We start from the raw sequence: 12,968 nt of genomic DNA, 5'->3' as shown, positions 1-12,968 counted from the left end.
CGATGTGTGGGCTGTAGGAACCTTTTTGTCCCTTCCTAACTATTTAAGTATACTCTACATTCTTGCATATTGAACACTTATACAAGCGTCAATTTCTAAAAGCTCTTTTAGCGTAATATCATTTATGATATTATCCACTAAAATAACGGCAAGGGCCTCTTTTTTGTCATTTCTCGCAAGTGAAAAGTCTGCAATATTTACGCTATGTTTTGCCAAAGTAGAACCGATATTTCCGATAACGCCCGGAACGTCTCTGTTTTTAAGGACAACCATATCGCCTTTGAGTGCCACTTCAATATCAAAACCATCAATCGTAACGATTCTAAATACATTATCGTCAAAAATTGTAGCACTGATAGTCGTAGTTCCGCCCTCTGCAGTAGTCAGTTTAATTGTAATAAGGTTTTTATAAACAGATGAGTCATTAAGTGCTTCTGATTCTATCTTTATCCCTTTTTCTTTAGCAATAAAATCAGCGTTAACGTAGTTAATCGTGTCATCGCTTATTTGACTCATGGCGCCTACTGCAACAAAAGTAGCAAGTGAATCTACATATTTTGAGATTTCACCCTGCCCGCTTACTTTTATGGAGATAATCTGTGATTTGTTAAGCTGAGACTCTAAAAAACCGATCTTCTGCCCCATCTCTAAGAATGGTTTAACAAACGGAGGTATCTTGCTCTCATCAATAGGTAAATTCATGGCATGTGGATATGAGATACCTTTTGCCGCAGCGATTGCGTTTGCAGCAGCCTGAACCCCAATGTTGTACTGCGATTCGTAAGTATTCGCACCAAGATGAGGAGATACCGTGATATTATCAAGCTCAAGAAGAGGATGGTCAGTTGCGGGCTCTTTCATAAATACGTCAATACCGGCAAAACGGATTTTACCGCTTTTAAGACCTGCATAAAGTGCCTCTTCATTGTAAAGACCGCCTCTTGCGCAGTTGATAAGAACGACACCGTCTTTCATCTTTGCAATCTCGGCACTGCTTATCATGTTGAGAGTCTCTTTGTTTTTAGGCGTGTGGATAGTAATAATGTCACACGCTAAAATATCTTCAAAGTTTTTCGTGTATGTCATATCAAAGTCGGTAACTTTAGAGGGGTTTATGTATGGGTCATAAGCTACAATATCCATCTCAAAAGCTTGCGCCCTCTTTGCTACACGGCTTCCGATATTTCCAAATCCGATGACACCCAGTTTTTTACCCTTAAGCTCATACCCGTACCACTTCTCTCTTTTCCACACTCTCTCTTGCTTTAAGTGGTTGTGTGAATATGGAAACATTCTCATACATGAGAGCATATGCGTCATGGTTAGCTCTACTGCGGCAATAGTGTTTGCAGTAGGAACGTTCATAACTATAATTCCCTCTTTTGAACACCCCTGAATATCAACATTGTCAACACCAACACCAGCGCGCACAATTGCTTTCATGTTTTTAGCATGCGCGATAAACTTATCGTCAACATCTGTTGAACTTCTTGTAATAGCAACATCAGCCTGTTCAATAATATCTAAAAGCTTTACTTTGTCTTCGTCAGCCGCCATTATAAAGTTTATGTTTTCATCATTTCGAAGCATCTCCAAACCGGCTTCATGAATATGGTCACAAACAACTATAGTATGTTTTTGCATTATGTATCCTCTTTGTATAGCCCAACAGTGGCTGAAATTTGATAGTTTTTTAGAACTTCTACGAGAGAGTCCAGCTTGGTTCTCTCTTTTGAGTAAATTAGCAACTCTGCACCGTTTTTATCTTTTTTAAGATAGTATTTTAGCTGATGTTGCTTTAACTCCTCTTTTAAACAGAAGAGCTGATAAGGATCAGCTATAGGAGCAGAGAGTTTATAAATAGTTTCATTTGCTACTTTCTCATTTAAATCAACTTGGATAAAAACTTCATTAACCGGATAAAAATAACCCAGCTTCTCAGTTTTTGAAAAACTCTCTAGCCATATATTTTTTGGTTCTTTTACAACAACTTCACTTTTGTGTTCAAGCGGAGTTAAGTTAACGGTGGTTTCATTAGAATTAATTGAAATAAGAAAGAAAACAACAAAAACAGCTACCCCTACCGCGATGAGCAGGGTTAGCCATTTAAGAATTTTTTGCACGATATTTACTTAAATTTGTCTTTTATCAAATCACCAAGAGAGTGTGATTCATCATCATTGATCTCATCAAGCATTGCTTGGTTTTTTATGTAATCAAGTTTTTTGACAGATAGACGGATGCGGTCACGACGAGTGTCGATTGCAGCAATCGCTGCTTCTAGCTGTTGACCAACCTCTAGCTCACTCTTCTCTAGTGGAGCAAGATCTTCATCACGAATAAGTGCATCAACACCATCTTCCAGAGATACAAAAACTCCGAAATCTTTAATATCGCGAACAGTTCCGGTAACAACGCTATTTACCTTGTGAGTTTTAGCGAATGCATCTATAGGACTCTCTAAAAGAGCCTTTCTGTTTAGTGATATTTTTTGGTCTTCAGGGCTGATTTTAGCGATTTTAACTTCAACTTCATCTCCTGATTTTAAAACATCCCTACACTTAACGTTTTTATCCCATGAAATATCTTGGTTATGAAGAAGACCCTCAACGCCGTCGATACGCACAAATGCTCCAAAATCAGTCAGTGATGTAACAGTTCCGGTTACAACATCTCCCTCTCTGTGGTTTTTCACAAATTCGTCAAACGGCTTTGGAAGAAGTTTTTTCAAAGAAACGCGAAGCTTGTGAGTTTTAGGATTAATCTCAATAACTTCAACATCTATCTCTTGCCCTAATGTTAGGTAGTCACCTGGGTTTTTAACGTTTTTGTCCCATGAGATTTCAGATATATGTAAGAAGCCCTCGATGTCATTTCCTAAGTCAACAAAAACACCGTATGCTTCAATATTTGAAACAGTTACGGTAATCGTATCGCCTTCATCTAGTTCGCTCTCTACCTCTTCCCATGGATCAGAATGCACAGCTTTGATTGAGAGAGAAAGATGTCTTTTGTCTTTATCATAAGAGATTGCTTTAACCCCTACCGTATCGCCCTCTTTATAGAGTTTAGATGGGTTGACAGGACCTTTGTAGCTGATTTCGTTGTAGTGAACAAGTCCATCTACACCGCCAACATCTACAAACATACCGTAGCTTGTTATCTTCTTGATAGTTCCCTCTACGATTGAGTCATCTTCCATCAACTTGTCAATAATCTCTTTTTTCTTTTTGCGCTCATCGTTAAAAAGCTTACGACGAGAGACAACTATAGAGTTTTGCTCTTCATCAATTTTAACAACCTGAGCTTTTATCTTACGACCTACAACCTCGTCTGTCTCTTTAAAAGCAGCCAATGAACGAGGCATAAAGAAAGAAACACCGTCAGCTTCTACTACATAGCCGCCGCGATTCTTCTTGGTAATAACACCTTCAATAACCAAATCTTCGAAGTTTTCTTTGTGTTCATCAATAAAGTCTAATGTTTTTTGTTGCTCAAGTACCTTTTTGTAAGATATTTTAGGACGCTCGTTATAGTATCCCGTTACCATTACTTTAATCTTGTCGCCAACATTAAACTTAAGTTCACCATTTTCGCTGATTTCGTCTAAACTAAGGATACCCTCTAGTTTATCGCCAACACCTACTAATGCTCTATTTTCATCCGCTTGGATTTCAACAATCTCACCTTCTACAATGCGACTTGTCTCTTGCTGCTTCTCGCTAGCGGCAAACATCTCCGCAAAATTTTCTTCTTCTTCAAATGATTCGTTATCGAACGCCATTACCTATCCTCTGTTACATAAAAATTTCGCAATTATACCCAATTATTGATAACTTTAGCATTAATTGGATATAAATTAAGAAAATAAAAAGAAATTTTAACTGATGAAAATATGTAGAAATTAGGCGCTATCTTCTAGCTCTATTTTGTTTGTTGATTCTTCTCTATAGCGTTAACAACATTTTGTATAATCCAGTCCGGTGTAGAGGCTCCCGCACTTATTCCGCAAAACTCTTTGCCATCAAACCATGAAAAATCTAGATCGTTTTCATCTTCTATATGATAACTGTCTGTGCAGTTGTCTTTTGAGATACTAAAAAGCTGCTTTGTGTTTGATGAATTTTTTCCGCCTATTATTATCATAACATCAGCTTTTTTTGAGATTTTTCTTACCGCTTCTTGATTTTCAAATGTTGCATTACAGATAGTGTTAAAGACCCTGACCTCTTTATGACGCGGAATCAGGTAGTTGGCAATTTCTAAATAATCTTCAACTTTTCTTGTTGTTTGAGCCACCAAAGCTATCTTCTCTTTTAGTTTTAAATCCTCTAGCTCTTGGGGAGATGTTACTACTCTGGCACCGTATGTTGCATAGCTTTTAACGCCTTTTATCTCGGGATGAGACTCATCTCCAAAAATAATTATCTCATACCCTTGTTCACTCATCTCTTGGCAAATCTGCTGCGGTTTTGTCACATAAGGGCATGTCGCATCTACAACATCTACATTGTTCTCTTTTAACTCTGCGAGCTCATTTTTTGGTATGCCGTGTGTGCGGATAACCGCCTTATCACCGGGAGAGAAGCTCTTATGATTGTCGGTTAAACTTACTTTAAAATCTTTTTCAAGTCTCTCAATCTCTTTTGAGTTATGAATAAGCGGTCCATAAGTTGAAGAGTTTTTATTCTCTTCGGCAATTTTAATTGCACGTTTCACGCCAAAACAAAATCCGTAACTCTCTGCTAATTCTATTTTCATCTATAAAAACTCTACCTTTGTTATTTTTTGAACTATTTCAAAAAAGTTTGGAAAAGAGGTGTTTATGCACTCTAAATCTGTTACATGCATGCCGCACTTCATTCCTGCAATAATAAAACTCATAGCAATTCTATGATCTCCATGGCTCTCTATTGTAGAGGCTTTTAACTCACCGCCTTTTACACTGTAGCCGTCATGAACTTCATCCACTTCAATACCGCAAGCTCTAAGTCCATTAACCACGGTAGAGATTCTATCACTCTCTTTTACTCTAAGCTCCTCGGCATTTTTAACCACACTCACACCATCAGCGCATGCAAAAGCTATAGAGAGCGCGGGAAGTTCGTCAATAAGCCATGAGATATTATCTTCGACGACAATACCTTTAAGAGGAGAATACTTTACGCGTATATTTCCGATTGGCTCATACTTGTTATCAATCGTCTCATAGCAAATATCAGCACCCATTCTCTCTAAGGCCATAAACGCCTCTATTCGTGTAGGATTTAACGTAACGCCCTCTAGCAGAACATCGGAACCGGGCGTTATAGCAGCCGCAACTGCAAAGAAAAATGCGCTTGATGGGTCAGCAGGCACTCTAATTTTCAGAGGAGAGAGGAGTTTTTTCATAGGCTTAATTCTGGTTGTCAAGCCGTCTGTCTCTATCTCTGCACCCATCCCTTTTAGCATTCTCTCGGTATGGTCGCGACTCAGTTCAGGCTCGCTGTAACTGCATTCTCCATCAGCTCTAAGAGCCGCCAAAATCATCGCACTTTTAACCTGTGCCGAAGCTATTTTGCTCTTATAATCAAACGCTCTAAGTGACGCACCGCGTATGCTTAGCGGTGCCAAATCGCCGTTATTTCTTCCGTCTACTTTTGCGCCGATATCACGAAGCTGAGCAGTTACTCTCTTCATAGGGCGGCGTCTTAAGTACTCATCTCCACTTAAAACAAAATGTCCCTCTGCCGAGCTTAAAAGTCCGCAAAAGAGTCTCATTCCGGTTCCTGAATTACCGCAGTCAAGGATTTCACTGCTCTCTTTAATACCCTCAGAACTTATTTTAATAGTTATGCCGTCATCAACCACTGTTGCGCCGAGATTTTTTACTATATTAAGCGAGTTTAGCGTATCTTCGGCTCTTAAAAAGTTGGTTATCTCGCTCGTTCCCTCTGCAAGCATTGCAAACATGGCGGATCTGTGCGATATTGACTTATCAGGCGCTATATCAGATATAGCAAGCGAGAATGGCGACGCTTTTGTAACTTTTACACTGCTCATCTGATACTAATTCCCAGTTTATCTTTTAGCGCATCTAAAACACTCTGTATAGATTTGGTAATATCATCCTCTTCGAGCGTTTTATCCATCGGTTGCAGAACAAATCTTATGGTCAAACTCATATTTTGACCCAAAGATTCATCGCTGTATTTGTCAACAGGATAGAAACGAACAAGATGCTCAACAGAGGCTTCTTCTATTACACTCTTGACTTTTTCATAGTGCATCTCTTTTGGCATAACTAAACTCAAATCTCTATGTGACGCCTGATACTTTGAGCTGTTTTTTGCAGTTTTCAGTCCGCTTGGCAACTTTGAGAAATCGAGCTCGCACATATAAGTTGCATCTAGGTCATAACTCTCTTCTACATCGGGATGAACACGAAATAGCTCTCCTACACTCTCTCCTGCGATAATAATACGAGCAGATTGAAAAGGGTGTGAGAGCGAGTGTGTAGTTTTAAACTCTTTAAGTTCAAACTCTCCTATGATATTAGAGATTTTCTGAACAAAAAATCCAAAATCCACTTTAGGCGGTTTTCCTGCGTTTGACAAACATTCCGATTCCCTATCTCCACAAAACAGAACCGCCATCCTCACAGACTCTTCTCTTTGAGAGTTAAACACAGAACCCACTTCAAAGAGTTTTACGGAGGAATATCCGTTTTTGGAGTTGTTTGACGCAGCTTTTAAAAGACCGCTAAGAAGAGTAGACCTTAGCGTGTCAAGAGTATTGACAATCGGGTTTAGCAGCTCTTTACTCTCATCGATAGTCTCAAATCCATACTGCTCTAAAACTCTCTTTTCGTCAAAAACAAAGTGAACCGACTCAAAAAAGCCGCTAAATGCAGCTTTATGTCTATAATCGCGCCTCTTTTTATATGTGAAATAGTCATCCCTAAGCCTGTTCTCCTCAGTGAAACTAAAAGGTTTTGAAGGAATATTATCAATCCCTACAAGACGAACAATCTCTTCAACTATATCTTGTTTATTCGTTATATCGTGTCTAAATTTAGGGACACAAACAACAAAATTATTTGCAGAAGATTTTGTTGTATCAAAACCGAGATTTTTAAGTATTTTAGTAATTTTAGCCTTATCAATATTAGCACCGATTATCTCATCAATCTCTTTTTTACTAACGCTAATAATCTTATCTTCATTCGGATCACCAAGCTCAATAGTACCGCCAAAAGCAGATGAAGCCGAGTTGGACTCGAGTATACTAACACAGTAGCACAGACCGACATCCAAATCCGGTTCGCTTCCTCTTGATGTTCTGTAATACATCGGACCGGCAATCATCTTTGACTCTTGCATTTTTTTAGAGATTATATCAGGCGGAATATAACTTGCCTCAATAAGAACAATACCGCCATTATCGGTTGCTTTTGCTTCATCTTCTTGGACTATTCCTACCGTGGACGCCTTTTTGTCCTCTTTTGTCATTATAGAGGCATATCCGTTCTCATCCTGGCAAAGCGATATTTTTGCAAGTGTCTCATTTTTATTACAGAAAAACTGATGGTTGTATGCTCTTAAAATAACGCCGCTGCTATGAGTAGCATAGTGCATAAGAGACTCTATATCGCTCTCTCTTGAATTTTCTATCTGCGCCAATCTTAATCTTACGACAAAGGGGAGTTTCAACTCTTTTAAATCAACGGCTTTATAACGAAGATTTACATTTAAGTTGTTCTCATGTGATAGTGCTAAAATTCTTCCGATTCCTAGCCTTTTATCATCATTCTCATCTGTTTTCTCCTCTTTTAGAGACTTGTCATAAGCCGCGCACAAATCTCTCGCAATACCTCTTATACTCAAACAGTCTCCGCGATTTGCAGTTAACTCTATCTCTATTATATCATCGCTAAATATAGGGTTCTCACAAATTTCTTCACCCAAAGTATAACTTCCGATGCTGCTATCAAGCTCAATTATTCCATCATAAATATCTTCAAGCCCTATCTCTTTAGCCGAACAGATCATCCCCTCTGATTCTACTCCGCGAAGCTTGACGGGTTTTATTGTCAACCCGCCCGGCATCACGGCACCTACTGTCGCGACTACTACATCAAGACCTGCTCTGACATTTGAAGCCCCACACACAATTTGACGCACGCTAGAACCCAAATCAACCTGACAGATATTGAGTTTATCTGCATCCGGATGTTTTTTACAATCCAACACTCTGCCAAATACTATCTTTTTAGGAACGTCGTACGTTGATACGCTATCTACTTCAAGACCTATTGAGTTAAATGTTTTTATAAGCTCTTGTGTGGAGACTCCGCTCAAATCTATCCACTCGTTTAACCAACTTCTAGTAACTATCATCGAAACTGCTCCAGTAACTTAATATCTCCCTCAAAAAGTGAACGAAGATCGCCTATATGATGAATAAGCATTGCAAATCTCTCCACACCAAGACCAAAAGCGTATCCGCTTACATTTTCATACTTTACCGCTTCAAAAACATTCGGATCCACTATGCCGCATCCAAGTACTTCGAGCCATCCTGTTTTAGAACAGACTCGGCACCCTTTTCCCTTACAAAAAACACACGAAATGTCAACCTCTGCCGAAGGCTCCGTGAAGGGAAAAAAACTAGGACGAAAACGAACATCTACGTCACCGAACATATACTTTAAAAAATCTTCTAAAATAAATTTCAGGTTTGCAAAAGAGACTTTTCCCTCTTCATCGACTAAAAGCCCCTCTACCTGATGAAACATCGGAGTATGCGTAATATCGTAATCGCGTCTAAAAACTGCACCCGGTGCTATCATACGAATTGGCGGTTTAGTGCTCATCATCGTTCTTATTTGAACAGGCGATGTATGCGTGCGAAGTAGCATCTCGTCTCTGAAATAGAAAGTATCTTGCATATCACGGGCAGGATGATATTTTGGAAGATTTAGCGCTTCAAAATTGTTAAAATCATCCTCTACCATATCTCCTGTTTTAACTGCAAAATTCATAGATGAAAAATACTCAACAATTCTATCCATAGTCTCCATAACCAGATGAAGCGCACCCGACTCAGAGCTTAAACTATACATAGAAACATCTATTGCTTCTGCTCTCATGAGTGCTTCTAACTCCAATGTTTGCAGAACTGTTTTTCTCTGCACGAGTTCATTCATCAGCGTATTTTTATGAGTGTTCAACTCCTGCGCTATTTTTGATTTCTCTTCGTCCGGTGCAGTTTTCATTTTTGCAAATTCTGCTGCTAAAACACCTTTTTTTCCAAACACAGCTATGCGGATCTCTTCAATCCGCTCAACGCTCTGTGCTTCTTTTATTGCGTCATACCACTCTTTCAATAGACTCACCCATATTTGAGGGAAATACCCTCTTAAATTTTGAAGTAGATTATAGTCAAATATAATTTATATATAGCTTCATTTGCTCTTTTATATGTTACAATAAATAAAAAAAGGGGCACAGATGTGCATATTTTGCAAGATTATAAACAATGAAATTCCTTCAAATGTTATACTGGAAAACGAGGATTTTATGGCATTTCACGACATAAATCCAAAAGCTCCCGTCCATGTACTGGCAATCCCGAAGATACATGTAGAGAGTTTTAATGAAGTAAGCCCGCAGACTATGAAAAATATGACGAAATTCATGCAAGATGTTGCAAAAGAAGTTGGCATAGATAAAAGCGGTTACAGGGTAATAACAAATGTCGGCGACAATGGAGGACAAGAGGTAAAACACCTGCACTTTCATATAGTAGGCGGCGCTAAACTTGCATGGTCACACTTAAGCGACGCAGATCCAATGGGAAAATTTTAAAACAGTATGTTCGTTAAAACCCTGATCTCTCTATCTCTGTCCTCACTGCTTTTAGCGCAAATTGCAGACGATTTTAAAAACACGCAGATGGAGACTTTTGAGGCTCAAAAAAATCAATTTGACTCCTATAAAACAGATCTTGAAGATGAGTTTAATTCCTATCAGGAGTCACTCCAAAAAGAGTACGACGAGTATAAAAAAGAGTTGAGCATATTCTGGGAAGAGCCCATTATGTCGACGAAAAAACGATGGGTAGCTTATAGTAAAGATAAAAAAACCAGAACAGACGTTGATTTTGAAAATGAGACGATTGTTGTTGAAACTATAGCCTCATCCGAGCAGGAGGCGAATGAAAAACTAAAAAAAGCTCTTGCTAATGTGGTTACGATAGATACAAAAAAGGCTCATGAGAGCGATCCTCTTGAGCAGAGATTAACAAAGGTAAAAAAGCCCTCTTCATTGGCAGATGCCAAAATCAAACCAGAACCTATTCTCTCAACCGTTATATTTGAGAAAGAACCCTCAAAAGATGCTCTTATCTCCTATGTCAACGAAAAAACAAAAGATAAGAATATCAGATCAAGCAGTTCAGAAAAAGTAAAAGGCGCAAGAGTCTATACACTAAATGTCTCAATGCCCTCAGATGCGATGTTAAAGAGATCTAGGGTTTACTATGAAGAGGTTAAAAAACAGTCGTTAAAACAGAATATTCCACTACCTCTTATATTTGCAGTTATCCACTCTGAGAGCAGTTACAATCCAAGAGCAAGATCACATGTACCGGCTTACGGTTTGATGCAGATAGTCCCTAAAACTGCAGGCATTGACAGCTACCTATTTTTATATAAAGAGAAAAAACTTCTCTCTAGCAGCTATCTCTATGACAGCAAAAACAATATTACCATGGGAAGTGCATACCTGCATATACTTTACTATAAATATCTAAGCAAGATAAATGACCCCCAGAGCCGCTTATATTGCACTATTGCCGCATATAATACTGGAGCTGGAAATGTCGCATGGGCATTTACTAAAACAAACAACATACACAAAGCTGCTCCAATCATTAATGCTTTGACGCCGGATAAAGTTTACGATGCACTGCTTAGAGATTTGAAATATGATGAGCCTAGAGAGTACCTAAAAAAAGTCTCAGAAAGAATGCTCTCTTATCATAAAGCTTATCAATAACCGTAGTTTATGGGGTTGTAGGGACTTCAGTCCCTGCCAATAAAACGGACACGTTCGTTTTATTGCATAACATCAGCTATTAAGAGGGGCAGCTCTCGATCTCGCCCATATCTATCTTGCTCCCGCCGCCCGATATCATCTTCTCATTCTTTCTGATTTTATTTCCGTTATGAGTTATGGAGTATGAGATAACTACAGAGTCTCTGATGGTGTTGATGGTAGAGCAGTATGTCTCTAAAGATGCCATAACCCAGCGAGCCGCCATCGTATCATCACCGTCTGAATTAAAACTGTACTCGAGATGCAAAGTGTTGAACTTTCTTGGATGATCATCGTTTCTTATAGCATCCCCCTCTATAACGAGGTTCGTAACTGTTTTGCCTTGATTTTTAGGCAACAAAACAATGTCTGTCGCGCTGCACGAGATGATTCCAGCTAAAAAGTACTCAACAGGCGTTATCTGCGGGCAGTCTATTATAAAACTGCTATTCTGGGTTTTAGCCTCAAATTTCATCTCGTTTAAATGTGATACTGTAACTTTCATCTCTATTTCTCCAAAAAATTTCTATAATACTCTAGTTGTTCTTCAGTTCTTTGCGTTGATGTTCCGCCTGCAGAAGTTCTTGCATTCATTGAGTTTGTTATTGAGAGAAACTCTAAAACATCTTCGCTGATTCTCTCATCTATCTCTTGAAGATAGTGAAGTTCTATTTCGCTCAAGTCTATCTTTAACTCTTCGCTTTTTGCAACTGCTTTGCCTGTAATAAAGTGTGCCTCTCTAAAAGGAATATTGCACTTTTGAACCAAATAGTCCGCCAAATCGGTAGCACTTAAGTGCCCCACTTTACAAGCACTACTCATGTTTTGCTCTTTTACCTGCATAGTCTTTATAGCCTCTTTTAGTATCTCTAAAGAGATCTCTGCCGTCTCTACTGAGTCAAAAACACCCTCTTTGTCCTCTTGCGTATCTTTGTTGTACGCCAAAGGAAGAGCTTTCATAACAGTCAAGAGTCCCATCAAAGAGCCATAAACACGACCGGTTTTGCCGCGAAGAAGTTCCGGAACATCAGGATTTTTTTTCTGTGGCATTATTGAAGAGCCCGTAGAGTACTCATCACTAAGCTCCACAAATCTAAACTCGTAGCTTGACCACATAACAAGCTCTTCGCTTAGGCGGGAGATATGCATCATCATAGTAGAGATATTGAACAAAATCTCCAGTGCAAAATCTCTGTCACTTACGGTGTCTAAGCAGTTAACGCTAACGCTCTCAAACCCTAAAAGCTTTGCCGTCATATCTCTGTCTATTTTATGCGGAGTTCCAGCAAGTGCCGCACATCCAAGTGGAGAGACGTTATTTCTTGCATACGAGCTCTCAAATCTCTCTATATCTCTTTTGAACATTGAGAGATAAGCACCCAGATGAAAAGCAAAATTGATAGGCTGAGCATGCTGCAGATGCGTCATGCCAGGTATTAGAGTCTCTGTGTGCTTAGATGCAACGACTAATATCTCTTTCATTAGCAACTTTATGGCATCTACAAGCTCTAAGTTTTTACGAAGAACATAGCGGCGAAAATCTACTGCAATCTGGTCATTTCTACTTCTTGCAGTATGGAGTTTTTTCCCTGTATCGCCGATAATAGCAGTTAAACGCTTCTCAATTCCCATATGAAGATCTTCATCTGATATTTTCCACTCAAATACACCCGACTCTATCTCATCTTTGACTTGAGAGAGACCTTGTTTGATTTGAGCAAGCTCATCAGCTGTTAAAATGCCCTGTTTTGCAAGCATCCCAGCATGGGCCAAAGAGCCTTCAATATCTTCACGATAAAGTTTTCTATCAAACATGATGGAGGCGTTAAACTGATCTAAAAGATTTGATGCGCCCGCAGAAAAACGACCTGACCACAATTTTTGCATAAT

11 protein-coding genes are annotated in these 12,968 nt (G+C 39.0%); 2 read left to right on the top strand and 9 right to left on the bottom strand.

Features of this window, described 5'->3' with window-relative positions:
* Positions 1-54 precede the first annotated feature (54 nt).
* The 7 genes from serA to pheS all read right to left on the bottom strand — a co-directional run bounded on the left by serA (position 55) and on the right by pheS (position 9,367).
* Positions 55-1,644 carry a phosphoglycerate dehydrogenase gene (serA, locus tag IBX42_RS02595; protein ID WP_294928360.1) on the bottom strand — a complete coding sequence of 530 codons (1,590 nt, stop codon included), beginning with the start codon at positions 1,642-1,644 and terminating at the stop codon, positions 55-57.
* A complete protein-coding gene (locus IBX42_RS02590; protein ID WP_294928357.1) occupies positions 1,644-2,123 on the bottom strand; it encodes a hypothetical protein in 480 nt (159 codons plus the stop codon). Before IBX42_RS02590 ends, serA begins: the two co-directional genes overlap by 1 nt.
* A 5-nt stretch (positions 2,124-2,128) precedes the next feature.
* Complete coding sequence (locus tag IBX42_RS02585; protein WP_294928354.1) at positions 2,129-3,784, bottom strand: 30S ribosomal protein S1; 1,656 nt, start codon at positions 3,782-3,784, stop codon at positions 2,129-2,131.
* 140 nt (positions 3,785-3,924) lie between these two features.
* On the bottom strand, positions 3,925-4,761 hold the full coding sequence (locus IBX42_RS02580; protein WP_294928351.1) for a 4-hydroxy-3-methylbut-2-enyl diphosphate reductase: 837 nt from the start codon (positions 4,759-4,761) through the stop codon (positions 3,925-3,927).
* Positions 4,762-6,042 (bottom strand): 3-phosphoshikimate 1-carboxyvinyltransferase, encoded by a 1,281-nt coding sequence (gene aroA / locus IBX42_RS02575; RefSeq protein WP_294928348.1) that lies wholly within the window; start codon positions 6,040-6,042, stop codon positions 4,762-4,764.
* Positions 6,039-8,378: a phenylalanine--tRNA ligase subunit beta gene (pheT, locus tag IBX42_RS02570; RefSeq protein WP_294928345.1), complete on the bottom strand. Its 2,340-nt coding sequence runs from the start codon at positions 8,376-8,378 to the stop codon at positions 6,039-6,041. The genes aroA and pheT overlap by 4 nt, the downstream gene beginning before the upstream one ends.
* Entirely contained in the window at positions 8,375-9,367 is a 993-nt protein-coding gene (gene pheS / locus IBX42_RS02565) for a phenylalanine--tRNA ligase subunit alpha (RefSeq protein ID WP_294928342.1), read from the bottom strand. The genes pheT and pheS overlap by 4 nt, the downstream gene beginning before the upstream one ends.
* Before the next feature lie 124 nt (positions 9,368-9,491).
* On the opposite strand from pheS, the gene IBX42_RS02560 reads away from it, so the two are divergent.
* Both IBX42_RS02560 and IBX42_RS02555 read left to right on the top strand, forming a co-directional pair.
* Positions 9,492-9,848 (top strand): histidine triad nucleotide-binding protein, encoded by a 357-nt coding sequence (locus tag IBX42_RS02560; protein ID WP_294928339.1) that lies wholly within the window; start codon positions 9,492-9,494, stop codon positions 9,846-9,848.
* 6 nt (positions 9,849-9,854) lie between these two features.
* Complete coding sequence (locus tag IBX42_RS02555; RefSeq protein ID WP_294928336.1) at positions 9,855-11,039, top strand: murein transglycosylase domain-containing protein; 1,185 nt, start codon at positions 9,855-9,857, stop codon at positions 11,037-11,039.
* 79 nt (positions 11,040-11,118) lie between these two features.
* Here IBX42_RS02555 and IBX42_RS02550 read toward each other — a convergent pair whose 3' ends face one another.
* A complete protein-coding gene (locus IBX42_RS02550; protein ID WP_294928333.1) occupies positions 11,119-11,583 on the bottom strand; it encodes an OsmC family protein in 465 nt (154 codons plus the stop codon).
* Positions 11,584-11,585: 2 nt separating this feature from the next.
* Positions 11,586-12,965, bottom strand: a complete 1,380-nt coding sequence (gene argH, locus IBX42_RS02545) for an argininosuccinate lyase (protein WP_294928330.1) — start codon at positions 12,963-12,965, stop codon at positions 11,586-11,588.
* Between the last annotated feature and the right edge of the window lie 3 nt (positions 12,966-12,968).

Source organism: Sulfurimonas sp., assembly GCF_014859695.1.
Lineage (GTDB): Bacteria > Campylobacterota > Campylobacteria > Campylobacterales > Sulfurimonadaceae > Sulfurimonas.
This window is presented reverse-complemented; position numbering and strand designations above follow the sequence as displayed.

What these genes read in the sequence shown, in the direction of transcription:
- serA (WP_294928360.1), bottom strand. Translation starts at nt 1,644, where the DNA reads ATGCAAAAACATACTATAGTTGTTTGTGACCATATTCATGAAGCCGGT.
- IBX42_RS02585 (WP_294928354.1), bottom strand. Translation starts at nt 3,784, where the DNA reads ATGGCGTTCGATAACGAATCATTTGAAGAAGAAGAAAATTTTGCGGAG.
- IBX42_RS02580 (WP_294928351.1), bottom strand. Translation starts at nt 4,761, where the DNA reads ATGAAAATAGAATTAGCAGAGAGTTACGGATTTTGTTTTGGCGTGAAA.
- aroA (WP_294928348.1), bottom strand. Translation starts at nt 6,042, where the DNA reads ATGAGCAGTGTAAAAGTTACAAAAGCGTCGCCATTCTCGCTTGCTATA.
- pheT (WP_294928345.1), bottom strand. Translation starts at nt 8,378, where the DNA reads ATGATAGTTACTAGAAGTTGGTTAAACGAGTGGATAGATTTGAGCGGA.
- IBX42_RS02560 (WP_294928339.1), top strand. Translation starts at nt 9,492, where the DNA reads ATGTGCATATTTTGCAAGATTATAAACAATGAAATTCCTTCAAATGTT.
- IBX42_RS02555 (WP_294928336.1), top strand. Translation starts at nt 9,855, where the DNA reads ATGTTCGTTAAAACCCTGATCTCTCTATCTCTGTCCTCACTGCTTTTA.
- IBX42_RS02550 (WP_294928333.1), bottom strand. Translation starts at nt 11,583, where the DNA reads ATGAAAGTTACAGTATCACATTTAAACGAGATGAAATTTGAGGCTAAA.
- argH (WP_294928330.1), bottom strand. Translation starts at nt 12,965, where the DNA reads ATGCAAAAATTGTGGTCAGGTCGTTTTTCTGCGGGCGCATCAAATCTT.